Origin of the sequence: Rhodococcus sp. PAMC28707 (assembly GCF_004795915.1) — a bacterium.
Taxonomy (GTDB): Bacteria; Actinomycetota; Actinomycetes; order Mycobacteriales; family Mycobacteriaceae; genus Rhodococcoides.
This window is the reverse complement of the sequence record NZ_CP039253.1, coordinates 4,478,985-4,503,115: the sequence shown is the minus strand read 5'-3', so window position 1 is coordinate 4,503,115 and position 24,131 is coordinate 4,478,985. Positions and strand designations below refer to the sequence as shown.

General features: G+C 60.6%; 17 protein-coding genes and 3 rRNA genes. 3 read left to right on the top strand and 17 right to left on the bottom strand.

Annotated elements, in window-relative coordinates; all coding sequences use genetic code 11:
- Window positions 1–62: 62 nt before the first annotated feature.
- The 7 genes from E5720_RS20515 to E5720_RS20485 form a co-directional block, all read right to left on the bottom strand.
- Complete coding sequence (locus tag E5720_RS20515) at window positions 63–1,067, bottom strand: HAD-IIA family hydrolase (protein ID WP_136172154.1); 1,005 nt, start codon at window positions 1,065–1,067, stop codon at window positions 63–65.
- Entirely contained in the window at window positions 1,064–1,951 is an 888-nt protein-coding gene (locus E5720_RS20510) for a hypothetical protein (protein ID WP_136172153.1), read from the bottom strand. Before E5720_RS20510 ends, E5720_RS20515 begins: the two co-directional genes overlap by 4 nt.
- A gap of 104 nt (window positions 1,952–2,055) precedes the next feature.
- A 5S ribosomal RNA gene (gene rrf, locus E5720_RS20505) occupies window positions 2,056–2,172 on the bottom strand.
- A gap of 131 nt (window positions 2,173–2,303) precedes the next feature.
- Window positions 2,304–5,462 (bottom strand): 23S ribosomal RNA (locus tag E5720_RS20500).
- Window positions 5,463–5,803: 341 nt separating this feature from the next.
- Window positions 5,804–7,321 (bottom strand): 16S ribosomal RNA (locus tag E5720_RS20495).
- The 16S, 23S and 5S rRNA genes sit together here, the layout of an rRNA operon.
- A gap of 569 nt (window positions 7,322–7,890) precedes the next feature.
- Complete coding sequence (tyrS, locus tag E5720_RS20490; RefSeq protein WP_136172152.1) at window positions 7,891–9,171, bottom strand: tyrosine--tRNA ligase; 1,281 nt, start codon at window positions 9,169–9,171, stop codon at window positions 7,891–7,893.
- Between the two features lie 38 nt (window positions 9,172–9,209).
- Entirely contained in the window at window positions 9,210–9,800 is a 591-nt protein-coding gene (locus E5720_RS20485) for a DNA-3-methyladenine glycosylase (protein WP_136172854.1), read from the bottom strand.
- A gap of 138 nt (window positions 9,801–9,938) precedes the next feature.
- Here E5720_RS20485 and E5720_RS20480 point away from each other — a divergent pair, with 138 nt between their 5' ends.
- Genes E5720_RS20480 through E5720_RS20470 form a run of 3 tightly spaced genes read left to right on the top strand, consistent with a single transcriptional unit; the run spans window position 9,939 to window position 12,048 of the window.
- A complete protein-coding gene (locus E5720_RS20480) occupies window positions 9,939–10,679 on the top strand; it encodes an ABC transporter ATP-binding protein (protein WP_136172151.1) in 741 nt (246 codons plus the stop codon).
- Window positions 10,676–11,431 (top strand): ABC transporter permease, encoded by a 756-nt coding sequence (locus E5720_RS20475; RefSeq protein WP_136172150.1) that lies wholly within the window; start codon window positions 10,676–10,678, stop codon window positions 11,429–11,431. Before E5720_RS20480 ends, E5720_RS20475 begins: the two co-directional genes overlap by 4 nt.
- The gene (locus E5720_RS20470) at window positions 11,428–12,048 is read left to right on the top strand and encodes a TetR family transcriptional regulator (protein ID WP_136172149.1); all 621 of its coding nucleotides are present in this window, start codon (window positions 11,428–11,430) and stop codon (window positions 12,046–12,048) included. The genes E5720_RS20475 and E5720_RS20470 overlap by 4 nt, the downstream gene beginning before the upstream one ends.
- On the opposite strand, the gene E5720_RS20465 is transcribed toward E5720_RS20470, so the two are convergent.
- The 10 genes from E5720_RS20465 to argC form a co-directional block, all read right to left on the bottom strand.
- Window positions 12,045–12,251, bottom strand: coding sequence for a Trm112 family protein (locus E5720_RS20465; RefSeq protein WP_136172148.1), 207 nt, complete (start codon window positions 12,249–12,251; stop codon window positions 12,045–12,047). The genes E5720_RS20470 and E5720_RS20465 overlap by 4 nt on opposite strands.
- 106 nt (window positions 12,252–12,357) lie before the next feature.
- Complete coding sequence (locus E5720_RS20460; protein ID WP_136172147.1) at window positions 12,358–15,384, bottom strand: AMP-binding protein; 3,027 nt, start codon at window positions 15,382–15,384, stop codon at window positions 12,358–12,360.
- 93 nt (window positions 15,385–15,477) lie between these two features.
- The gene (argH, locus tag E5720_RS20455) at window positions 15,478–16,923 is read right to left on the bottom strand and encodes an argininosuccinate lyase (RefSeq protein WP_136172146.1); all 1,446 of its coding nucleotides are present in this window, start codon (window positions 16,921–16,923) and stop codon (window positions 15,478–15,480) included.
- The gene (locus E5720_RS20450; protein ID WP_088945530.1) at window positions 16,920–18,119 is read right to left on the bottom strand and encodes an argininosuccinate synthase; all 1,200 of its coding nucleotides are present in this window, start codon (window positions 18,117–18,119) and stop codon (window positions 16,920–16,922) included. Before E5720_RS20450 ends, argH begins: the two co-directional genes overlap by 4 nt.
- Before the next feature lie 58 nt (window positions 18,120–18,177).
- Window positions 18,178–18,666 (bottom strand): arginine repressor, encoded by a 489-nt coding sequence (locus tag E5720_RS20445; protein ID WP_136172853.1) that lies wholly within the window; start codon window positions 18,664–18,666, stop codon window positions 18,178–18,180.
- Window positions 18,667–18,743: 77 nt separating this feature from the next.
- Window positions 18,744–19,679, bottom strand: coding sequence for an ornithine carbamoyltransferase (gene argF, locus E5720_RS20440; protein WP_136172145.1), 936 nt, complete (start codon window positions 19,677–19,679; stop codon window positions 18,744–18,746).
- A 2-nt stretch (window positions 19,680–19,681) separates the two neighbouring features.
- A complete protein-coding gene (locus E5720_RS20435; RefSeq protein WP_136172144.1) occupies window positions 19,682–20,881 on the bottom strand; it encodes an acetylornithine transaminase in 1,200 nt (399 codons plus the stop codon).
- Window positions 20,878–21,786, bottom strand: a complete 909-nt coding sequence (argB, locus tag E5720_RS20430; protein ID WP_136172143.1) for an acetylglutamate kinase — start codon at window positions 21,784–21,786, stop codon at window positions 20,878–20,880. The genes E5720_RS20435 and argB overlap by 4 nt, the downstream gene beginning before the upstream one ends.
- Complete coding sequence (argJ, locus tag E5720_RS20425; protein ID WP_136172142.1) at window positions 21,783–23,009, bottom strand: bifunctional glutamate N-acetyltransferase/amino-acid acetyltransferase ArgJ; 1,227 nt, start codon at window positions 23,007–23,009, stop codon at window positions 21,783–21,785. The genes argB and argJ overlap by 4 nt, the downstream gene beginning before the upstream one ends.
- Entirely contained in the window at window positions 23,006–24,076 is a 1,071-nt protein-coding gene (argC, locus tag E5720_RS20420; protein ID WP_136172141.1) for an N-acetyl-gamma-glutamyl-phosphate reductase, read from the bottom strand. Before argC ends, argJ begins: the two co-directional genes overlap by 4 nt.
- Window positions 24,077–24,131 lie beyond the last annotated feature (55 nt).

Below are 24,131 nucleotides of genomic sequence, written 5' to 3'. Positions count from 1 at the left end.
GTCAACGCTATCGGATCGCCCCGACACCCGCCCGTCCGCCTGCACGCATCGAGAACGAAGGATCAGGCAGCCAGTCGCTCTCGAAGGCTGTCCACCCCGTCACCGACGATCGAGATCGTGTCCCAGTTCGTCGTTGCCTCACTCGGCGATCCCCACACAGCATGCGCAGCCGCCAGAAGACCGTTCAGCGCATCCGCTTCGGAAGTCCCGTCGTGGGTCACCATCAAAACCCCATGTTCGACGTGTACAGACCAGCCTGGCTTGGGGCCGACCGCGGATTCGACCGGTGGCCGGTTGAGAACTTCCAGGTCGAATCCGATGTGTGTCGGACGCTCCCACGGGACCGCACGAATAGCGTCCAGGGCAGTGCTGACCCCGGTCAGGACGAGCAACGACGGTATATCCGCCGCAATGGCACCGGCTATATCGGTATCGAGACGATCCCCCACCACCAGAGGACGTTGCGCAGAGCTCAAGCGAATCGCATCGTGCATTATCGGGGCAGCAGGTTTGCCTGCGACCAGAGGCTCGACACCTGTCGCCCATCGAACTGCGGCAACCATCGATCCGTTCCCCGGCGCCAAGCCCCGCTCGGTAGGAAGAGTGGCATCTACGTTGGTCGCCACCCACAGTGCGCCCGCGCGTATAGCGAAGGTCGCTTCGGCCAGTCTGGACCAATCGGTTGCCACGCTGTGCCCTTGGACTACAGCACGTACCGAAGCATCAGCATTTCGGACAGGTACCAGACCGACCTGTGTGATCTCTGCTTCCAGGGCGGCCGTTCCGACGACGACGACCGAGGAACCGGACTCGACTCGGTCGGCCAACATTCTGGCCGCCACCTGCGCACTGGTCACCACGAAGTCCTCAGAGGTCTCGAAGCCCAATTCACGAAGATGAACAGCGACGTCGGACGGTGAACGGCTCGCATTGTTGGTGACGAAGAACTGCTTCTCCGTCCCTCTACCGAGGGCCTCGACGGCTCCCACGATGGGATGCTTACCTTGGTAAACGGTGCCATCGAGATCGAGCAGAAGAACGTCGTGATTTTGCCGAAGCGTCGTCACTGCCCATCGCCGGACAACTCGGCCACCCGCTCTTCTGCATCGGTATCGCCCTCTACGTCGGCGGCCGCCGAGTTCAGGAACCAGGTGACACCTTCGGCGACACGACCTGCAGCGACAAGCGCGTCGGCGTAGACGTAGAACAGGCGAGCTGCTGCAGTTCCCGACCGTGAAGCATCGAGGTCCGGAGTCTGCAGCGTAACGACAGCCTGGTCGAACTGACTCAAATCCATCCGCGCGCCAGCCACGACGATCCGCAGCTCGGAGGCTTCGTCACCCGTCAACTGACGTGCCTCATCACTGCGGCCGAGTTCGATAGCGCGTTCGGGCCTTCCAAGCCCGCGTTCACAATCTGCCATGACAGCCACATGACCTGGTCCGCCAGCCATCCTTCTAGCAGCGCGCAGCTCCGAAAGGGCCTCGGCCCATTCACCGGCGTGATATGCGGTCAGACCTGCTGTTTCGCGCACCACTGCTACACGGCCGGCACGCTGTCGAGCCGCGCGAGCATGTAAAAGCGCAAGTTGAGGATCGTCGTCTACGAGGCGACTCGCCATCACGAGGTGCCGAGCGACAGCGGTTGCGTTGCTCTTGTCCAAGCTGAGGAGATCTCGACGAACTGTCGGCTCCAGCTGTCCGGCCTCAACCTCGTCAGGTAGGTCCGGCTCTTCGGGTCGAGGCGGACGACGGTCGGTGGAGCCGCCACCGGAACGGCGATCAGAAGTGAATCCGCCCTCGCCTCCCCGACGACGTGGGGGGCCGTCATTACGACGATTATCGCTGCGGCCGCTCGCCGGCCGTCCGCTGTTATCGGATCGTCCGGCGCCTTGGGATCCGCCATTGCGGGGCTGTCCTTGCGAGCGGCGGTCGTTGCTGTCTTCCGGCACAGCGGCTCCTCTCGGTCGTACGCGTTGCATCATGAAATCAGATGTAGTTGTGAAAACAGAAAAAGGGGACCCACCGTGGGTGGGTCCCCTTGATCATAAACTGTGTTCGGCGGTGACCTACTCTCCCACACCCTGTCGAGTGCAGTACCATCGGCGCTGGAGGGCTTAGCTTCCGGGTTCGGAATGGGACCGGGCGTTTCCCCTCCGCTATGGCCGCCGTAACTCTATGAAACAGTTACACACGGAACACAACGGGCTATTCACACAGTGGTGGATAGTGTTGGTTCATTCAATTTTGTAACACTGAAACGTGTGCTGTTTCAGATATTGCACAGTGGACGCGTAGCTTCTTTGTGGTAAGTCCTCGGCCTATTAGTACCAGTCACCTACATCGGTTACCCGACTTCCAGTTCTGGCCTATCAACCCGGTGGTCTGCCGGGGGCCTTACCCCCTCGAGGGGGTGAGAAACCTCATCTTGGAACAGGCTTCCCGCTTAGATGCTTTCAGCGGTTATCCCTTCCGAACGTAGCTAACCAGCGGTGCTCCTGGTGGAACAACTGGCACACCAGAGGTTCGTCCGTCCCGGTCCTCTCGTACTAGGGACAGCCTTCCTCAAGTTTCTTACGCGCGCGGCGGATAGAGACCGAACTGTCTCACGACGTTCTAAACCCAGCTCGCGTGCCGCTTTAATGGGCGAACAGCCCAACCCTTGGGACCTACTCCAGCCCCAGGATGCGACGAGCCGACATCGAGGTGCCAAACCATCCCGTCGATATGGACTCTTGGGGAAGATCAGCCTGTTATCCCCGGGGTACCTTTTATCCGTTGAGCGACACCGCTTCCACATGCCGGTGCCGGATCACTAGTCCCGACTTTCGTCCCTGCTCGACGTGTCAGTCTCACAGTCAAGCTCCCTTGTGCACTTGCACTCGACACCTGATTGCCAACCAGGCTGAGGGAACCTTTGGGCGCCTCCGTTACATTTTAGGAGGCAACCGCCCCAGTTAAACTACCCACCAGGCACTGTCCCTGAACCAGATCATGGTCCGAGGTTAAGGTATCCAATACGATCAGAGTGGTATTTCAACAACGACTCCACAGTAACTGGCGTCACCGCTTCACAGTCTCCCACCTATCCTACACAAACCGAACCGAACACCAATACCAAGCTATAGTGAAGGTCCCGGGGTCTTTTCGTCCTGCCGCGCGTAACGAGCATCTTTACTCGTAATGCAATTTCGCCGAGTCTATGGTTGAGACAGCTGAGAAGTCGTTACGCCATTCGTGCAGGTCGGAACTTACCCGACAAGGAATTTCGCTACCTTAGGATGGTTATAGTTACCACCGCCGTTTACTGGGGCTTAAATTCTCAGCTTCGCCACCGAAGTGACTAACCGGTCCTCTTAACCTTCCAGCACCGGGCAGGCGTCAGTCCGTATACATCGTCTTACGACTTCGCACGGACCTGTGTTTTTAGTAAACAGTCGCTTCTCACTGGTCTCTGCGACCCCACCCAGCTCAGAACGAAAAGTTCATCACCAGACAGGGTCCCCCTTCTCCCGAAGTTACGGGGGCATTTTGCCGAGTTCCTTAACCATAGTTATCTCGATCGCCTTAGTATTCTCTACCTGACCACCTGTGTCGGTTTGGGGTACGGGCCGTGTGAAAGCTCGCTAGAGGCTTTTCTCGGCAGCATAGGATCACTGAATTCGCCTCAATCGGCTACGCATCACCTCTCAGGCATCATGAACGGCGGATTTGCCTACCGTTCGCCCTACAGGCTTACACCAGTATTACCACTGACTGGCCCAGCTACCTTCCTGCGTCACCCCATCGCTTGGCTACTACCAGATCAGGTCCTGCGCATCCACCACACCCCTCACTCTCGAAAGAGATCAGTAACGTGGATTCAGGGCAGTTAGTATCACTGATTCACCATGGGCGCGTTCACACGGGTACGGGAATATCAACCCGTTGTCCATCGGCTACGCCTGTCGGCCTCGTCTTAGGTCCCGACTCACCCTGGGCGGATTAACCTGGCCCAGGAACCCTTGGTCATTCGGCGGACGAGTTTCTCACTCGTCTTTCGCTACTCATGCCTGCATTCTCACTCGCACAGCCTCCACACCTGGATCACTCCGATGCTTCCATGGCTGCACGACGCTCCCCTACCCACCCACACACCTGGCACACTCCTCGTAAGGAACATGCGGGCTATTGTATGAGTGCCGCAGCTTCGGTGGTGTACTTGAGCCCCGCTACATTGTCGGCGCAGGATCACTTGACCAGTGAGCTATTACGCACTCTTTCAAGGGTGGCTGCTTCTAAGCCAACCTCCTGGTTGTCTTCGCGACCCCACATCCTTTTCCACTTAGTACACGCTTAGGGACCTTAGCTGGCGATCTGGGCTGTTTCCCTCTCGACTACGAACCTTATCGCCCGCAGTCTCACTGCCACGCTCTCACTCATCGGCATTCGGAGTTTGGCTGATTTCGGTAAGCCGGTAAGCCCCCTAGACCATCCAGTAGCTCTACCTCCGATGAGAAACACGTGACGCTGCACCTAAATGCATTTCGGGGAGAACCAGCTATCACGGAGTTTGATTGGCCTTTCACCCCTACCCACAACTCATCCCCTCAGTTTTCAACCTAAGTGGGTTCGGTCCTCCACGACGTCTTACCGTCGCTTCAACCTGGCCATGGGTAGATCACTCCGCTTCGGGTCTAGAGCATGCCACTACACACCACGAAGGTGATACGCCCTATTCGGACTCGCTTTCGCTACGGCTACCCCACACGGGTTAACCTCGCGACATGCCACTAACTCGCAGGCTCATTCTTCAAAAGGCACGCCATCACCAGCAACAGAACAAACTGTTCACCAGCTCTGACGGATTGTAAGCGCACGGTTTCAGGTACTATTTCACTCCCCTCCCGGGGTACTTTTCACCTTTCCCTCACGGTACTAGTCCGCTATCGGTCACCAGGGAGTATTCAGGCTTATCGGGTGGTCCCGACAGATTCACAGCAGATTTCACGGGCCCGCTGCTACTTGGGTATTCACTACGACAGTCACAGTATTTTCGTCTACGGGATTCTCACCCTCTACGACAGGCCGTTCCAGACCACTTCGACTAACACCATGATTTCTTACTGTCGGCCGATCCGGCAGAATCGACAAAGTAAACCCCACAACCCTCCATACGCAACCCCTGCCGGGTATCACACGCACAAAGTTTGGCCTCATCCGCTTTCGCTCGCCACTACTCACGGAATCACAATTGTTTTCTCTTCCTGTGGGTACTGAGATGTTTCACTTCCCCACGTTCCCTCCACACACCCTATATATTCAGGTGCAGGTAACACGACATCACTCGTGCTGGGTTTCCCCATTCGGACACCCTCGGATCACAGCTCGGTTGACAGCTCCCCGAGGCTTATCGCAGCCTCCTACGTCCTTCATCGGCTCCTGGTGCCAAGGCATCCACCGTACGCTCTTCATTACTTACAACAAAGATGCTCGCGTCCACTGTGCAATTCTCAAACAACACACACAACCTGAACTCACTGCAGCACCAGCCACCCCCGAAGAGGCACGGTATGACCACAATCCAGATCCTGTATCCGTCTTGCCTAGAAAGAAACACACTCACGCGTGTTCTCTCAGGACCCAACAGTATGCCGATATAGACCGTGCCGGCCGACCACCAAGGATCAACCGATACGCACGATCTCATTGTCAGTGTTCCACCCGTGAGCTCCCGCAGATTCACATATGGAACCTAAACGGGCTCTGCCAGACCATCATCTACTGACTGTTCAGCAGTACATGTCCTGGAGAATGCTCCTTAGAAAGGAGGTGATCCAGCCGCACCTTCCGGTACGGCTACCTTGTTACGACTTCGTCCCAATCGCCGATCCCACCTTCGACGGCTCCCTCCCACAAGGGGTTAGGCCACCGGCTTCGGGTGTTACCGACTTTCATGACGTGACGGGCGGTGTGTACAAGGCCCGGGAACGTATTCACCGCAGCGTTGCTGATCTGCGATTACTAGCGACTCCGACTTCACGGGGTCGAGTTGCAGACCCCGATCCGAACTGAGACCAGCTTTAAGGGATTCGCTCCACCTCACGGTCTCGCAGCCCTCTGTACTGGCCATTGTAGCATGTGTGAAGCCCTGGACATAAGGGGCATGATGACTTGACGTCGTCCCCACCTTCCTCCGAGTTGACCCCGGCAGTCTCTTACGAGTCCCCGCCATAACGCGCTGGCAACATAAGATAGGGGTTGCGCTCGTTGCGGGACTTAACCCAACATCTCACGACACGAGCTGACGACAGCCATGCACCACCTGTACACCGACCACAAGGGGGGCCGTATCTCTACGGCTTTCCGGTGTATGTCAAACCCAGGTAAGGTTCTTCGCGTTGCATCGAATTAATCCACATGCTCCGCCGCTTGTGCGGGCCCCCGTCAATTCCTTTGAGTTTTAGCCTTGCGGCCGTACTCCCCAGGCGGGGCGCTTAATGCGTTAGCTACGGCACAGATTCCGTGGAAGGAACCCACACCTAGCGCCCACCGTTTACGGCGTGGACTACCAGGGTATCTAATCCTGTTTGCTACCCACGCTTTCGTTCCTCAGCGTCAGTTGTTTCCCAGAGACCCGCCTTCGCCACCGGTGTTCCTCCTGATATCTGCGCATTTCACCGCTACACCAGGAATTCCAGTCTCCCCTGAAACACTCAAGTCTGCCCGTATCGCCTGCAAGCCCGAAGTTGAGCCCCGGGTTTTCACAAACGACGCGACAAACCGCCTACGAACTCTTTACGCCCAGTAATTCCGGACAACGCTCGCACCCTACGTATTACCGCGGCTGCTGGCACGTAGTTAGCCGGTGCTTCTTCTGCAGGTACCGTCACTTGCGCTTCGTCCCTGCTGAAAGAGGTTTACAACCCGAAGGCCTTCATCCCTCACGCGGCGTCGCTGCATCAGGCTTTCGCCCATTGTGCAATATTCCCCACTGCTGCCTCCCGTAGGAGTCTGGGCCGTGTCTCAGTCCCAGTGTGGCCGGTCACCCTCTCAGGTCGGCTACCCGTCGTCGCCTTGGTAGGCCATTACCCCACCAACAAGCTGATAGGCCGCGGGCCCATCCTGCACCGATAAATCTTTCCACCCACCCCCATGCGAGAGCAGGTCATATCCGGTATTAGACCCAGTTTCCCAGGCTTATCCCAGAGTGCAGGGCAGATCACCCACGTGTTACTCACCCGTTCGCCGCTCGTGTACCCCGAAGGGCCTTACCGCTCGACTTGCATGTGTTAAGCACGCCGCCAGCGTTCGTCCTGAGCCAGGATCAAACTCTCCGTAAAAGACTCTAGATATCACAGCCGAAGCTGCTAATCAGTCAAAGACATAAGAGCCAAATCACTAGCAAAAAAACTCAACTAGCTATAAAACAACACCCAACCATAACCACCACAAGCGGATGATCATCGACATCGGATGCTTTCACCAAATATAAAATTCGGCACTGACATTCATCGACACACTGTTGAGTTCTCAAAGAACACGCACACACCACACACCCACGAATACAATGTCCTCGCAGCGCCTGGGGCAACCGTTCCAGCCTAGCTAATCCAAGCGACTGAGTCAATAACTCCGCCACATCGGATCACCCGGACACAACAACACCATCTTGCCGAACCAGGATTTTCAATGCTACCCCGTACAACCTCGTGTCCCTGTCCGTGAAGACCAGGTCGGTGTCCGGCTCGCTCTGACTTGGATAAAGTTACGCCCAGGAGAACAACGCGTCAAATCCCCAGGTCACTGCAAGTCTGCCGGCCAAACTCCGTGGTGGCGGGAGGTCCGGGCTCCAATTACCAGCTCTTCCACCCGAATCACACGCATGTGACTCCGGCCACCACTGGGCCGATTACAAAGTTCCGGAGATCTGCACCCCGGCAAAGTTCCGCTTTCCACGGCGAACCACCAGCCACTGCCCATGAAGAAGGTCGCTGCCACTCGGTGTCCAGTCCTCGTTGGCGATCTTCTGATTGTTCACCGAAGCGCCACCTTCCTTTATGGCCCGTCGCGCCGCGCCCTTACTGTCCGACAGCCCAGTGGCTACGAGGAGATCGACAATCGTCTTGGGATCGCCCCCGTGCACCTGTGCAATCGACGCCTCGCGCAGTGCCGCGGCAAGAGTTGTCTCGTCGAGCTCTTCCAGTTCCGCGCGGCCGAACAACGCCTGGCTGGCAAGCTCCACCGCACGGGTGTTCGCTTCACCGTGAACCAGCGTCGTCATCTCGGCTGCGAGGCGACGCTGCGCCTCGCGGGCATGAGGTCGCTCTTTGGTTGCGAGGTCCAGCTCATCCAGCTCAGCTCGGTCCAGGAAGGTGAACCAGCGGAGGTACTTCACCACGTCGGCGTCGCCGGTGTTCACGAAGTACTGGTACCAGGCATACGGGCTGGTCATCTCGGGGTCGAGCCACAAGCTGCCCCCGCCGGTTGACTTGCCGAATTTTTTTCCATCCGCAGACGTGACCAACGGGACCGTCATCCCATGCACGGACTCGGTGTCCTGGCGCCTGTTCAGTTCCACTCCTGCAACGATGTTCCCCCACTGATCGGACCCACCGATCTGGAGCGAGCACCCGTAAGTGCGCCTCAACTGCACGTAGTCGTTCGCTTGCAGAAGCATGTAACTGAACTCGGTGTACGACATACCGTCGCCGTCGAGCCGCTTCTTCACCGTGTCCCGTGCCAGCATCACGTTGACGGAGAAATGCTTGCCGATGTCCCGCAAGAAATCGATCGCCGACAGCTCGCCGGTCCAGTTAAGGTTGTTCTCCACAATTGCGCCGGTCGCGGTTTCGTCGAATTCGACGAAACGCTCGAGCTGACCACGGATGCGGTCGGACCAGTCGCGGACGGTATCGGAGGAGTTCATGGTCCGCTCCCCGACATCCCTGGGGTCGCCGATGAGGCCGGTCGCGCCGCCCGCCATGACGATGGGGCGGTGGCCGGCTCGCTGAAACCGTTTCAGCGCGAGCAACGGGACCAGGTGACCCGCATGCAGGCTGGGACCGGTCGGATCGAAGCCCGCATACAGTGTGATCGGACCCGCCTCGGTCGCCTTCTTCAGCTCGTCCACATCGGTGGACTGCGCGATGAGCCCTCGCCAGGTCAATTCGTCGATTATGTTCTCACTCACGGGTTCGATTCTCCCGCATGTGTGTTACGACGCCGTCGTCAGGCCTCCGGCTTACCCACGAGTCGAGCCTTCGGACTGCGCCGGTAGCTCGATACCGCTGAAGACCCTCGAATCCAGAATCGCCATTCTCTTTCTGCCGCAACACTGACTCCTACGCGCGGGCCCGATGCGATCTCAACGGGGCTCGCAGCAACCAAGGGCATTGCCAGAGTTATCTGCGAATCTGCGTCGAACAGCGCTGTTCCGTTGTCCTCGAGACCGATTCCGAGCGCGCTGCCGAGATTTCCCGGCCCTCTCGCCAAGGCGGCAGCCGATCGCGCCGCTGGGCGACGCGCAGCCACGATGTCGTGGCCGGCAACAACCTCACCTGCCCGAAGAAGCACGGCGGCGGGCGTCCCGTCGGGACCACAGCTGACGTTCATGCAGAGGTGCATTCCGTAGCTGAGGTAGACGTACAGGCGACCCGCGGATCCGAACATCACCGCGTTGCGGTTCGTCTGCCCGCGATACGAGTGCGCGGCCGGGTCCGGCCACGGACCGTCGATCGGTCCGCCGTAGGCCTCTACTTCGACGATTCGAACCACGACGCCGCCAGCGGTCAAAGTGCCACCGAGTATCCGTCGTGCCATCTCCGGGGGATTACCGCATTCGAGTTCTGCCAGGTCCACGCGTCCTATGATGCCGCCTCTTGACCGCTGACCATCGCCGGGGTTATAAATTCATCATGCGATGAAATCATCAAATGATGAGATCCAGGAGGCGCTGCTATGTCTGTCGATTCGGTGAATGCCGTCGAGATAACGAACCTCACCGTTCGACGCCGAAAAAGAGTGGCTCTCGATGATGTGAACTTATCCATCCCACGCGGCACCATCACGGGGCTTCTCGGACCCTCCGGATGCGGAAAGTCAACGTTGATGCGGGCCATCGTCGGTACTCAAATAGTCCAGAGCGGAACGGTCACCGTGCTCGGCTTCCCTGCCGGGTCCAAACGCCTACGCGCCACAGTCGGCTACGTAGCGCAGGCCCCCAGCGTCTATGGGGATCTGACTGTCCGCGAGAACGTCGCATACTTTGCCGCGCTGTTCGGGCGCACCGCCGCTACTGCGGACTCCGCCATCGAGTCCGTCGGGCTGACCGACCACGCATCATCGCCGGCGGGTGAATTGTCCGGAGGTCAACTGGGTCGGGTATCGCTGGCAAGTGCACTGGTCGCCGAACCCGAATTCATCGTCCTCGACGAACCGACCGTCGGACTGGATCCCGTACTCCGCGCCGAGTTGTGGAAACGATTTGCCGACCTCGCCGCATCCGGCACCACGATTCTGGTATCCAGTCACGCCATGGAAGAAGCCGATCACTGCAGTCGACTGATCTTGATGCGCGAAGGCAAAATTCTGGCTGAGCTCAGTCCAGCCGAACTCCGCTCCCGGACGGGGGAAACCAGCCTCGAACAAGCATTCCTCTCGTTGATCCTTTCCACCGCACCGATCGAGGCGGCGTCGTGAGCGCGCGCATCTACGCCGCAGGTACCGGGCGGATCCTGCGGCAACTGCGGGCCGATCGTCGAACCGTCGCAATGATCCTGCTGGTCCCGTCCCTACTGATGGTGCTGCTCTACTTCCTGTACGCCAACGTCCCGACACCGGCCGGCCAGCAGTCGTTGTTCGACCGCATCGCAATAACTATGCTCGGCGTCCTCCCCTTCGTGGTGATGTTCCTGATCACCTCCATCGCGATGCAACGCGAACGAACTTCGGGAACGCTCGAACGACTACTGACGACTCCTATGTCGAAGTTGGAGTTGCTGGGGAGTTACGGCTCGGCATTCTCCGTAGCTGCACTCGGTCAGGCCCTGCTCGCCTGCGCGGTAACTTTCGGGGCACTCGGATTGACGACGGCCGGACCAGCGGTGTGGGTTGTCGTCATTTCTGTACTCGTCGCGATGTTGGGAGTGTCGATCGGCCTACTGTGCAGCGCCTTCGCGAAAACCGAGTTCCAGGCAGTTCAGTTCATGCCCTTGGTAGTGCTTCCGCAGTTCTTCCTATGTGGCTTGCTCGTTCCGCGGGATCAGATGCCGGACTGGCTGCACATCATCAGTAACTTTCTGCCACTCACCTACGCCGTCGATGCACTGCAGGAAGTCTCGCTGCACACCGGCGTCACTGGGCGAATGGGGGCCGACATCGCGGTAGTCGCCGGCTTCACCGTGCTCGCCCTTTGTGCTGGAGCGGCAACGCTGCGACGGAGAACCCCGTGACCGAATCGAGCGGTGCCGGAAGCAAATCAGGGCGAAGACCCGGGCAATCGAAAACCAGGGAGGCGATCCTTGCGTCTGCTCGCACCCGCTTCGCGCGGTCCGGTTTCGATACGACCTCCATCCGCAGCGTCGCTACCGATGCAGGTGTCGACTCTGCACTCGTCCACCACTACTTCGGCACCAAACGAGGCCTGTTCGTTGCAGCCATCGCACTCCCCGCAGACCCAGCTGAAGTTCTGGAACCTGTCGCAACTGCCGATAACGACAACCTTGGTCGCGCCCTGGCAACGGCGATTCTGAGGGTGTGGGACTCAGAAGATGGTGAAGCCGCCATCGCAGCGTTCCGATCCATGATCGCATCCGGGGACACAACCTTGATCAGTACATTTCTATTGCAGGTCGCACTCCGTGACGTCGCGAAAAGAGTCGACAGCCCAATCGGCTCGGCGCTCGAACGCGTGAACCTCGTTGCGTCACAGATGGCTGGACTGCTGCTCACCCGGCACATACTCGCGCTCGAACCACTGGCGTCGATGCCCATCGCTCGGGTTGTCGACTGGGTAGCCCCAATCCTGCAGCGGTACCTCACCGGGCCGATGCCCGAGGGTAGCGACTAGGACTGTGCCCGCGCCACAATCGTCTCGTGCTCGGCCTGTTCCACGTCGCGCGCCTCATCAACCAACAACACTGGAATCCCATTCTCGATCGGATAAGCGCGCTGCAGCCGGGGGTTGTACAACAGTTCGCCCTCTACGAGTAACAATGGCCCCTTGTCTACGGGGCAAGCAAGAATGCTGAGGAGCGTCTGATCGATAGCCACTGAAGTCCTTCTCTCGATGTTGTCCTACCTGGCCGGAGCGAAGTCCGTGCGATCAACTTATCCGATGACCGATCCATCGCACCCTCGACTACCTGCAGGGGGTCTATCAGCTCTTCGTGAACTGTTCGGCTACAACCGCTTTGGTCAACCGTCGGTAAGACCCCGAGTCGGTGTCGTAGTACCAGGACCTGACACCCGGAGCCGGAACCCCAGCCTTCTGCAGTTCGGTCATCTTTGGCCGGAACGCACGAGAAAGCGAAATCTCGTCGACGATGTGGACGATGTCAGGGCGCTGAGCCGGCAGTAACACTGCCAGCACATCGCCTACAGTTTTGACCGGAAGCGAGTTGTCCCCCCGCACCGACACCCCGCAGACTGCAATCTCGTCGATGCGTCGATCCGAACGATGAAGTTCGCTGCTCGAACCGATCGGATCGACGCCGTACACGACAACCGACACGACATCCTCGACGTCACCGAACGCGTCGATGATCGGCTGAGTGAAGACCGCTCCGCGTCGAGTCTTCACGACGGTGTCCTTGCGATCGACGAGCCAGAAGTCCCCGTCGGAGTCGCGTCGGAATAGATTCTCGGTCGGAATCCACGAGTCTCCCGGCTGGAAGACATCGCGCATCAGCGGACTGGTGACCTCGCCGTCGCTCCCCGGACGTCCCAGTAGAAGTCCGACCTCATCGTCTCGGCACATGCGAACGAAACCGTCCTCGTCCTCCTCGAGCCGGCCGTTGATCGGATCGTAGGCGGCAAGTGCCACCCTGGCGCTCCCCGGAAGCGGTCGTCCCTTGGAGCCGATCTTCGAACCGCCGACGTTGGCGAGGATGACGTCGTTCTCGGTGGAGGCATAGAACTCGAGTACGCGTGCAGGCGCGAATCGCTCCAGCGTCCGCTTCCAGAGACCGACGGGCATTCCGGACCCGATGAACAGCCGAACTGGGTGACTGAGGTCCAGAGCCGACAACTCGTCGTCGAGGATTTCCTGCATCATCGCCCAGGTGTAACTGATGACAGTGACGCCGTACCGAGATACTTCCTCGGCAAATCTGGTCGGCTCGAGACCCCGCGAGAGCGCTATGCGCGAACCGCCCGCAAGTGCGCCGCCCACGCTGACCAGCAGTCCGGCAGAATGATGAAGTGGGGCAAGGCAATACACCGTGTCGCCAGTACCCAAAGCCGCTGCTGTTGCAGTGCCGAACGCGGACAGGGCCCAACGATGGTTGGTAATGAAGCGCGGTTCCAACCCACGCTCGGTCGGGGTGAACAGCACCACTGCGAGTTCCCGGGCACGGCCAGGATCCGGCGAGTACCACGCGGGCAATCGCACCGAGTCCGGATCGATCAATTCGAGATCGACGACATCGGAACCCGAGTGCATATCGAGAGTTCGAGCGTCGCCGCCACCCAGAACGAGCACGTTGGCGGCCACCGAAGTCGCTGCTTTCATGTTCTCGGGATCGGCGATGACGGTGTCGACGTCGATCGCCCGCAGCGCGCTCTCGAGATCTCCACCCGGTGGGAAAAGTACTGCGACAGCGCCGATACGTGACAAAGCTGCGATGGCCGCCAGCGCGCTGGGGCGAGTGTCCATCAGTACGCCGATGCGAGCGGACGGCCTTACACCCGACGCGAGCAGACCTCTGACCACGTTGTCGATACGAGCATTGACGGCCCGGTAGGTGTGGACACGGTCGTCGAACAGGAAACACTCGCCGTTGGGCGACTTTCGTCCCTGTTCCGCGATGAGTCGCCCCAAAGACACGAGAGTGTGTGGTTGCATCTGACCGAGTCGCGCCAGCCTCGGCAGAGTTCGGACAGCCTCGGTGGAGATCTCGCGAGTGCCACGCACCGCGCCGGCGGCAGCCGAAGCAAGTCCACGGCCGACCCCTACTCCAACCTCGGCAATCGAGGCTGCAGTGTGGATTATCCGGTTGCTCACCGATACACCACTCTCGGTGTCCTGGTGCTCGTCGTACATCATCTCGTGCGCCGCTTCGGGCTTGTCTCCAAGACCTTCACGCCAACGAACCCACTCCCCCGTTGTCGGCCACGTCTGCGATGCGGCCAAACTCCCGACTACGAGCCCGAAATGCCCTGCGCGAAGCGTACTTTCGTACACTTCTGCGCGCGGCGCCGCCCGCCTGATGCCGCGCACGGCCAGTGGCTGCCCGATGTCGTCGACCTCGCCGATGAACGCGAGAACCGGAACCGTCAAATTCGACAACGTGAGCAGGCGATCCTTGATGACGAACCCGCCGGTCATCATTCTGTTGTGCACCACGAATTGCTTCAAAAGCTCCGCAACAGCGGGACCCGACCACGCGACCCAGCCGTCGAGAGCAAGGAAGCGACGCTGTGGTTCGCGCGGGAGCAACGCCTCGCGATCGTGGAGTTGTCGTAGAAAATCGAGCCGAGATCGCACGGTCTTGGCTGGATCGAGAAGTTGAAATCCAGTACGGGCCATCCACCCGGACACTGCCAGCCGCGTGAATACGTGGTCGGCAAGGAACTCGGCGCCGCGCGTCGCCACACCGGCTGGAATACCGAGCGGCAGCGCTGCCAGCGTGTCGACCGGAGCACCGAACGTGATGAGGCTGGCCAGGTTTCGTCCACCGCGATATGCAGCCGCTTGGTAACAGAACATCCCACCCTGAGAATAGCCAGCAAGGTGGACGTCACGTCCGGTGTGCTCGTGAACCTTGTCGATGACCTCGCTGATGGCTACGACATGATCGGCGAGGGTACGACTCCAACCGCCCTCCTCGGTGTCGGGCGAACCGAAATCGACGACCCACGGGTCGAGGCCCATCCTGTGCAGAATCCCGGCGGCGCCATTGTCGGTGGTCACGTCGTATACGTCCGCCGACACCATCATCGGCGGAACGAGAACGACCGGAGGCCTGGAATCGGTACCCAAGGCGTCGGGAAAATAACGACGCAACTTGTACATCGGTTCTCGATCGACGATCTTGAAGGGAGATGAATCGACCTCGGTTTCGAGCCCGCCCAAACGGATGACTTCCAGTCCGTTTTGTGCAGTTGCGATCGCACGTCGCAACGGTCCGCGGACCGCGTCTGCATTCAGTCCCACAACTACAACTCCCGGTTCGATCCCCTGCATTTCGGGATATGGACTCCGACCGCCCACTTGCCACGCTTCCGCAAGCTTGCCATACGCCCGTCCGAAATCAGGCGAACATGACTGTTTTGCGTCTCAGTGCGTTCGGATGCCCGAATCGACCCAATTCCGAAGACGCTCCGCCGTCGAACGAACTCCGCCCAACTGCTTCGCGACCTGAACCGCAGCAGTACCACCACGTGAATCACGAGAAGAGATGGATCCCTCGACGGTCAGAACGGTGCGCACCCCCGGCGTCAGAGCCGGGTCGATAGCGGACAACTCCTCGTCGGTGAGTTCGGCCAAGCCCACACCGCGTGCCTCGGCTGACTTGACACAAGCACCTGCAGCCTCATGCGCCACCCGGAACGGAATGCCCTGACGAACCAGCCACTCGGCGATATCGGTGGCCAACGTGAAGCCTGCCGGCGCCAATTCTGCCAGGCGATCGACATGAAACTCGAGGGTCTGCACCAAACCGGCGAGAGCTGGAAGCAACAGTTCCAACTGTGCGACGGAGTCGAAGACCGGCTCCTTGTCCTCTTGCAAGTCCCTGTTGTACGCCAGTGGCTGAGCCTTCAGCGTTGCCAACAATCCCGTGAGATTTCCGATCAGCCGACCGGATTTGCCACGCGTCAGCTCCGCGACGTCGGGATTCTTCTTCTGCGGCATGATCGAACTTCCGGTGGACCACGCATCGGCCAGCGTCACGTAGCCGTACTCCGGCGTGCTCCAGGAAATGATCTCCTCCGCCAGACGCGAGAGGTCGACGGCCGTCATCGCCAGGACGAAAGCCGCCTCAGCGGCGAAATCACGTGAGGAAGTTGCATCGATCGAATTCTCCGCCGAGGAGTCGAACCCCAACTCCGCGGCAATCTTCTCCGGGCTCAACCCGAGCGAGGAGCCAGCCAACGCCCCCGAACCGTACGGCGACACAGCGGCCCTGACGTCGAAGTCCACGAATCGCTGAACATCTCGCAACAATGGATGAGTGTGAGCGAGGAGATGATGTGCCAGAAGAACCGGCTGCGCCGCCTGCGAATGCGTCTTCCCTGGCATGACCGCGCTCGAATGCGACGCAGCCTGCGTTGCAAGGGAATCCACTACATCGAGTACACCCGTCGATACCCGACGAACAGCGTCACGTAGCCACATACGGAACAGTGTCGCGACTTGGTCGTTGCGTGAGCGGCCTGCCCGAAGACGTCCGCCCACCTCGGCTCCCACCCGGTCGATCAGACCCCGTTCCAGTGCACCGTGGACGTCCTCGTCGGACTCCGCTGCCACGAACGCGCCCGAGGCGACGTCGTCGGCCAACCCCTGCAAACCGGCGAGCATCGTCTCGAGATCCTGAGCTGTCAGCAAACCTGCGCCGTTGAGGACGCGGGCATGTGCCATCGAGGCCCGAATGTCGTAGGGCGCGAGCACCCAATCGAAATGGGTTGATTTACTCAGTGCGGCCATGGCCGCTGCGGGGCCGGACGCAAAGCGTCCGCCCCACAGCGACCCCTCGTTGGTGCCGTGAGCGCCGGCCGAACTCACAATCCCAGATCCCGCTTGTGGGCGATCTTCGACGACAACCCATGAAGCTGGACGAAGCCCTTGGCGGAAGACTGATCGAAAGTGTCGCCCTCGTCGTACGTCGCGAGGTTGAAGTCGTACAGCGACTTGTCGCTACGGCGTCCGTTGACGCTGATGGAACCCGCATGCAGCGCAAGGCGGATCTCGCCGGACACGTGCTCTTGGGTGTGCTCGTTGAACGTATCGAGCGCACCCTTGAGCGGGGAATACCACAGACCGTCGTACACCAACTCGGCCCACTTCTGATCGGTATGCCGCTTGTAGCGTCCGAGCTCACGCTCGAGGGTGACGTGCTCGAGTTCCTCGTGCGCGCGGATCAGGACCATCGCGCCGGGGGCCTCGTAGATCTCGCGACTCTTGATGCCCACGAGACGGTCCTCGACAACATCGAGACGGCCGACACCCTGAGCGCCCGCCCGCGTGTTCAGTTCCTGGATCGCTTCGAGAACCGACACCGGACGGCCGTCGATGCTGACCGGGCGACCCTTGTCGAAGCCGATGATGAGCTCGTCCGGGGCGGTCCAGTTGGCCGATGGATCTTGGGTGTAGTCGTAGACGTCCTTCGTCGGGGCGTTCCACAGATCTTCGAGGAAGCCGGTCTCGACTGCACGGCCCCACACGTTCTGATCGATCGAGAAAGGCGACTTCTTGCTGACGTTGATCGGAATCTTGTTCTCTTCGGCGAACGCAATCGCCTTCTCCCTCGTCCAGGCGTAATCGCGAACGGGAGCGAGGACGTCGAGCTCGGGTGCGAGTGTGTTGAACCCGACCTCGAAGCGGACCTGGTCGTTGCCCTTACCTGTGCAACCGTGTGCAACGACTGTGCCACCGTGCGAACGAGCAGCCTCGACTAGATGCTTGACGATCAGCGGACGGCTGATAGCAGACACCAGCGGGTAGCGATCCATGTACAGCGCATTGTTCTGAATCGTCGGCAAGCAGTACTCGTCGGCGAACTCGTCCCGAGCGTCGACGACGACGGCCTCGACAGCACCACAATCGAGGGCGCGCTGGCGCACGACCTCCATGTCCTCACCGCCCTGACCCAGATCGATGGCGACGGCGACGACCTCTTTACCGGTCTCCTTGCCGATCCAGCTGATGGCGACGGAGGTGTCCAATCCGCCCGAGTAGGCGAGAATGACGCGTTCGGCCATGATGTATGCGCTCCTTTGTAGCTGTGGATAATTCTCGGTTTTGCCGTCGGCGGGACTGCTAATCCGCGCGTCTGGCCAATCTTTCCAGCTTGTCCGCGAGCTCTTTTCCGGTGAGTGGTTCGCGGGCGATCACCAAAATGGTGTCATCCCCGGCAATCGTTCCCACAATCTCCCTCAACGATGCCCGGTCGAGCGCGCTGGCGAGGTAGTGCGCAGCGCCCGGCGGAGTTCGGAGAACAGCTTGATTCCCGCTCCAGTCCGTCGATACGAGCAGCTCGCCGAGCATGCGAGTGAGTCGGTCCGTACCGCCCGATACTCCCCGAACAGGGCTGCCGTCCTCGGGTACCACGTAGACCCCGGCACCTCCGTCGGCCGCACGAAGTTTGACGGCTCCGAGCTCGTCTAGATCGCGCGAGAGGGTCGCCTGGGTCACATCGATACCTTCGGCGACCAGTAACGATGCAAGCTCAGGCTGACTGCGCACCTGGTGTGTCGACAGCAGGGACACGATGCGCGCCTGCCTGCCCGCCCGCGTGGACGCCGTCAACGGCATCGACTGCGTCGGTGGCATCGACTGCGTCGGTGGCATCGACTGCGTCGGTGGCATCGACGACACCTGCTCGCTCACGGCCGTCGCGCCTGCTCTAGCAGCCAGACCAGCAATGCCTTCTGTGCGTGCAACCGGTTTTCGGCCTCGTCCCATACGACACTGCGAGGCCCGTCGAGAACTTCGTCGGTGATCTCCTCCCCGCGATGAGCGGGCAAGCAATGCAGCACGACGGCGTCGGGTTCGGCGAGCGCCAACAGCTCGGCATCGATCCGGTACGGCCGAAACGGTGCGACGCGATCGAGACCGTCGTTCTCCTGGCCCATCGAAGTCCACGTATCGGTAACCAGCGCGTCTGCACCCGTGGCTGCGGCCTGGGGGTCGTCGGTGATCGTGATCGTGGCCCCCGTCTGCGCAGCGCGCGCCCTAGCGGCCTCGAGCACGTAGTCCCGCGGTGCGAACTCCTTCGGCGCGGCAATCGTCACATTGATTCCCGCGGTGACGCCGCCGAGGAGAAGCGAATGCGCCATGTTGTTCGCGCCGTCACCGAAGTACGCGAGTTCCAGGCCCGTCAACGAGCCCTTCTGCTCGGCGAGAGTCTGCAGATCGGCGAGTACCTGGCACGGATGGAACTCGTCGGAAAGCGCATTGACGATCGGGACGGTGGCACCAGAGGCCATCTGTTCGAGTCGCTTCTGCCCGAACGTGCGCCACACGACCGCTTCGACGTATCGCGAGAGCACCCTGCCGGTGTCCTGCAGAGTTTCTTCACGCCCCAGCTGAGTGTCGCGGCCATCGACGACGACAGCATGACCGCCGAGCTGTGCAATCCCGAGCTCGAAGGAAAACCGAGTCCGGGTGGAATTCTTCTCGAAGATGACTCCGATGCCCTGGGGTCCCTCGAGTGGTCGTTTCGAGAACGGAGCGCGCTTGAGTTCGGCGGCGATGGCGAGAACCTCGCCCTGCTGCTGCGGAGTCAGGTCGTCGTCCCGCAGGAAGTTGATCATTGCCATAGCTATTCCGTTTCCTGTGCCGAATCGAGAAGTGCGGGAAGCGCTGCGACGAACGATGCAGCTTGGTCCTCGGTCAGTACGAGTGGTGGAGCGAGACGCAACACATCGGGCTGCGCCGCGTTGATCAGGAATCCGGCTTCACGTGCGGCCGACTCGACGGCAGGTGCGACGGGTTGGGTCAGCACCACACCGAGCAGCAGGCCTGCACCGCGGACTCGGTCGACGAGAGGGTGATTCAATTCCTCGATCGAATGAATGAGCAGCTTCCCCATCCGATCTGCATGCGAGATCAGATCGTCCTGTGCGATCGTGCGCAGGACAGCGAGGGCAGCGGCCGCACACACGGGATTGCCGCCGAACGTCGTGCCGTGCTTTCCCGGGTGCAGCAAGGTGGCTGCCTCGCCGATCCCGATGCATGCACCGATCGGCATGCCGCCACCCAGGCCTTTGGCTAGCGTGATGACGTCAGGAACAATTCCCACGGCTTGGTGCGCATAGAACCACCCGGTGCGGCCGATGCCGGTCTGGACCTCGTCCAGAACCAACAGTGCGCCGTGACGGGCCGTGATCTCGCGAGCTGCGACGAGATACCCCTCGGGGGGAACGACGACGCCGCTCTCACCCATGATGGGTTCGAGGAACACCGCTGCAGTATCGGAATCGACGGCGGCCTCGAGCGCTGCGACATCGCCGTACGGCACATGCTGAACGCCTGCAGGCATCGGTTCGAACGGTGCACGCTTGTCCGGCTGGCCTGTCAGCGCCAAGGCGCCCATCGTGCGCCCATGGAATGACTTCTCTGCCGCGACGATGTTCGGACGACCGGTCAACCTCGCGATCTTGAAGGCAGCCTCGTTGGCCTCCGTGCCCGAGTTGCACAGGAACACTCGACCCGACGTTTCCGCGCCGAGATTGGCGAGCAGCTGTTCGGCCAGGGCGATTCCCGGTTCACTCGCATACAGATTCGACGTGTGACCCAGGGTCGACAACTGCGTCGTCACGGCTTCGATGACGGCGGGATGCGCGTGACCGAGGATGTTGACAGCTATCCCAGCGAGCAGGTCGAGGTATTCCTTGCCATCGGCGTCGGTGACGACAGCGCCCTGACCGCGGACCAGAGCGACACGCGGCACGCCGTAATTGTTCATCAGCGAGTTCGACCACCGTGCCTGGAGATCGACGGTTGCGACATGGTCGGTCATAGCTGGTTTACCTTTTCTGCTTGTTGGGCGGGATGGACCATCGTGCCGATTCCTTCGCCCGTGAAGAGTTCGACGAGAACCGAGTGCGGCACTCGGCCGTCGATGACGTGTGCCGACGGAACACCACCCAGAACTGCGCGTAGGCAGGCTTCCATCTTGGGCACCATGCCCGCGTCGAGGGACGGCAGAAGCGCCGACAATGCGTCGACATCGATCTTCGAAGTCAAGGACGAACGATCCGGCCAATCGGTGTACAGCCCTTCGACATCGGTGAGGACGACCAATTTCTCGGCCCCGATTGCTTCCGCAAGCGCCGCCGCAGCAGTGTCGGCATTGATGTTGTGCACGACGCCGTCGGCATCGGGTGCGATGGTGGAGACCACCGGAATCCGACCCGCGGCGATGAGATCGAGCACCGCATCCGGGTTGACCGAGGTGACGTCACCGACGAGGCCGATGTCGGTCTCGACGCCGTCGACCATGACCGAGCGCTTCGACGCGGTGAAAAGATGCGCATCCTCCCCGGAGATTCCCACGGCGTAGGGGCCGTGACTGTTGATCAGACCGACGAGCTCACGACCTACCTGGCCGAACAGCACCATCCGCACGACATCCATGACCTCCGGGGTGGTGACGCGGAATCCTCCACGGAATTCGCCGGTCATGCCCAAGCGCGACAGCATCGCAGTTATCTGTGGTCCGCCGCCGTGCACGACGACAGGATGGATGCCGATGGTCCGCAGAAAAACCATGTCCGCGGCGAACGCACGCTTGAGATCGTCGTCGATCATGGCATTGCCGCCGTACTTGACCACGATGATCTTGTCGTGAAACTTCTGCAGCCACGGCAGCGCACCCGCAAGCGTGTGCGCTTTCTGCGTAGCCGACAAACCCGACGCGGTCACGAGGAGTACGCCGAGTTCTCTTCGACGTAGGCGTGGGAGAGATCGGTCGTGCGGATGACCACCGACTTCTCGCCGACACCGAGATCGATGGTCAACTCGATGTCTTCTCCCGACAGATCCACCTCGCGTGCGTCGGGAGCTCCGACACCATCGATGCACACCGGATGTCCGTTGAACGAGACGCAGAGTCGGTCGGGATCGAGCTCGATCGGCGCAATACCGATTGCGGCCAGCACCCGGCCCCAGTTCGGGTCCGAACCGAACAGCGCTGTCTTCACGAGGCTGTCACGCGCGACGGTTCGGGCACCGATCAGTGCGTCGTCCTCCGACACCGCACCGGACACCTTCACGAGAATCCGCTTGGTGACGCCTTCTGCGTCGGCCATCAGCTGATCTGCCAGATCATCACAAACAGCAAGTACTGCGGCGTCGAGATCTTCCTGGGACGGTGCGACCCCGCTCGCGCCCGAGGACAGAAGCAACACGGTGTCGTTCGTGGAGGTCGCGCCGTCGACATCGAGCCGGTCGAAGGACAACCGGGTGGCGTTGCGCAGCGCGGTGTCGAGCTGGTCTGCGGTGGCAACGGCATCGGTCGTGACGACGCACAGCATCGTCGCAAGCGAGGGCGCGAGCATCCCTGCGCCCTTTGCCATTCCACCGACATTCCACTTGTCGACATGGTGAATCGCAGCTTGCTTGGGCACGGTGTCCGTCGTCATGATGGCATGTGCAGCGTCGGTACCGCCGGAAATACCACCGGCGAGCTCATGGACCACCTCGGTGACACCGGGTATCAGCTTGTCCATCGGCAACCTGTCACCGATCAACCCGGTCGAACAGACTGCGACCTCGACAGCCCCAGTCTCTGTCCCCCAATTGCTCAGCGCATCGGCAACTTCCTCCGCGGTGCGATGCGCATCCTGAAATCCGGGTGCACCCGTGCAGGCGTTGGCACCACCCGAGTTCAGAATGACCGCACGGAGCTTTCCGGTACTCAGCACCTGTTGCGACCACAGCACAGGTGCAGCTTTGACCTTGTTGCGGGTGAAGACGCCTGCCGCGGTCAGATCCGGACCCTCGTTGAAAACCAATGCAAGGTCGGTCCTACCACTGACCTTGATGCCTGCAGCGATTCCAGCGCCGCGAAAACCGGCCGAAGCCGTCACTCCCTGTGTCCGAACGAGCTTGCCCGGCAAGGCATGTGCATCAGCAAGACTGGTCACGGTGCAACTCCCACTGTCGAGAGACCGTCGGTCTCAGGTATTCCAAGGGCAAGATTCATCGATTGCACTGCGCCGCCTGCGGTGCCTTTGGCGAGGTTGTCGATCACACCGATGACGACGAGCAAACCGGCATCGACATCGACAGACACACTGAGCTGCACTGCATTGGACCCGATCACAGCACCTGTCTGCGGCAACCTGCCACCACCGAGTACGTGGACGAACGGCTCAGCTGCATAAGCCTTTTCGTACACCTCGATCGCCTGGTCCTGCGTCGCCGTCGTGACGGCTGTGCAGGTGGCGAGAATTCCGCGGGGCATGGGAGCGAGGATGGGAGTGAACGACACCGAAACCGGGACCGGGGACAACGCAGAGAGGTTTTGAATAATCTCCGGAGTGTGCCGATGGGCACCGGCGACTGCGTAAGCCCGTACAGAGCCCATGACTTCGGACCCGAGCAGGTCCGCCTTCGGAGCGCGTCCGGCCCCCGAAGTTCCGGTCACGGCAACAACATTGACGCGCGGTTCGATAATGCCGGCAGCGACGGCCGGAGCGAGCGCAAGACTCGACACCGTCGGGTAGCACCCCGGCACAGCGATGCGCGTGGCACCGATGAGCTTCTCCCGTGCGCCGGGCAATTCGGGCAAACCGTAAGGCCACGTTCCCGCGTGCGGAGTCTTGTAGTACTTCTCCCATGCGGATGGGTCGGTGAGACGAAAGTCGGCACCGCAATCGATGATGACTACGGTGTCGGGGAGCTGATTGGCGATTTCTGCGGACTTGCCGTGCGGAAGTCCCAGAAATACGACGTCATGTCCGGCAAGTTCGTCGATGGTCGTTTCCGACAGCACGCGATCCGCCAGTGGCAGTAGATGGGGATGGAAGTCACCCAGTGCCGCGCCCGCGTTACCTCCGGCGGTCAACGATCCGATGACGAGCGCTCCTGATCGCACGCCCGGGTGGCCGAGCAACAATCGCAGTATCTCGCCACCTGCGTATCCGCTTGCTCCCGCGACTGCGATTTTCAGCGGAGCCGACCGCTCACCGTCTTTCGTAGCATCAACCATACGATTGATTATGCACCATCATGCAAGCTCATTCATAGTTGGGGCGACTATCGGC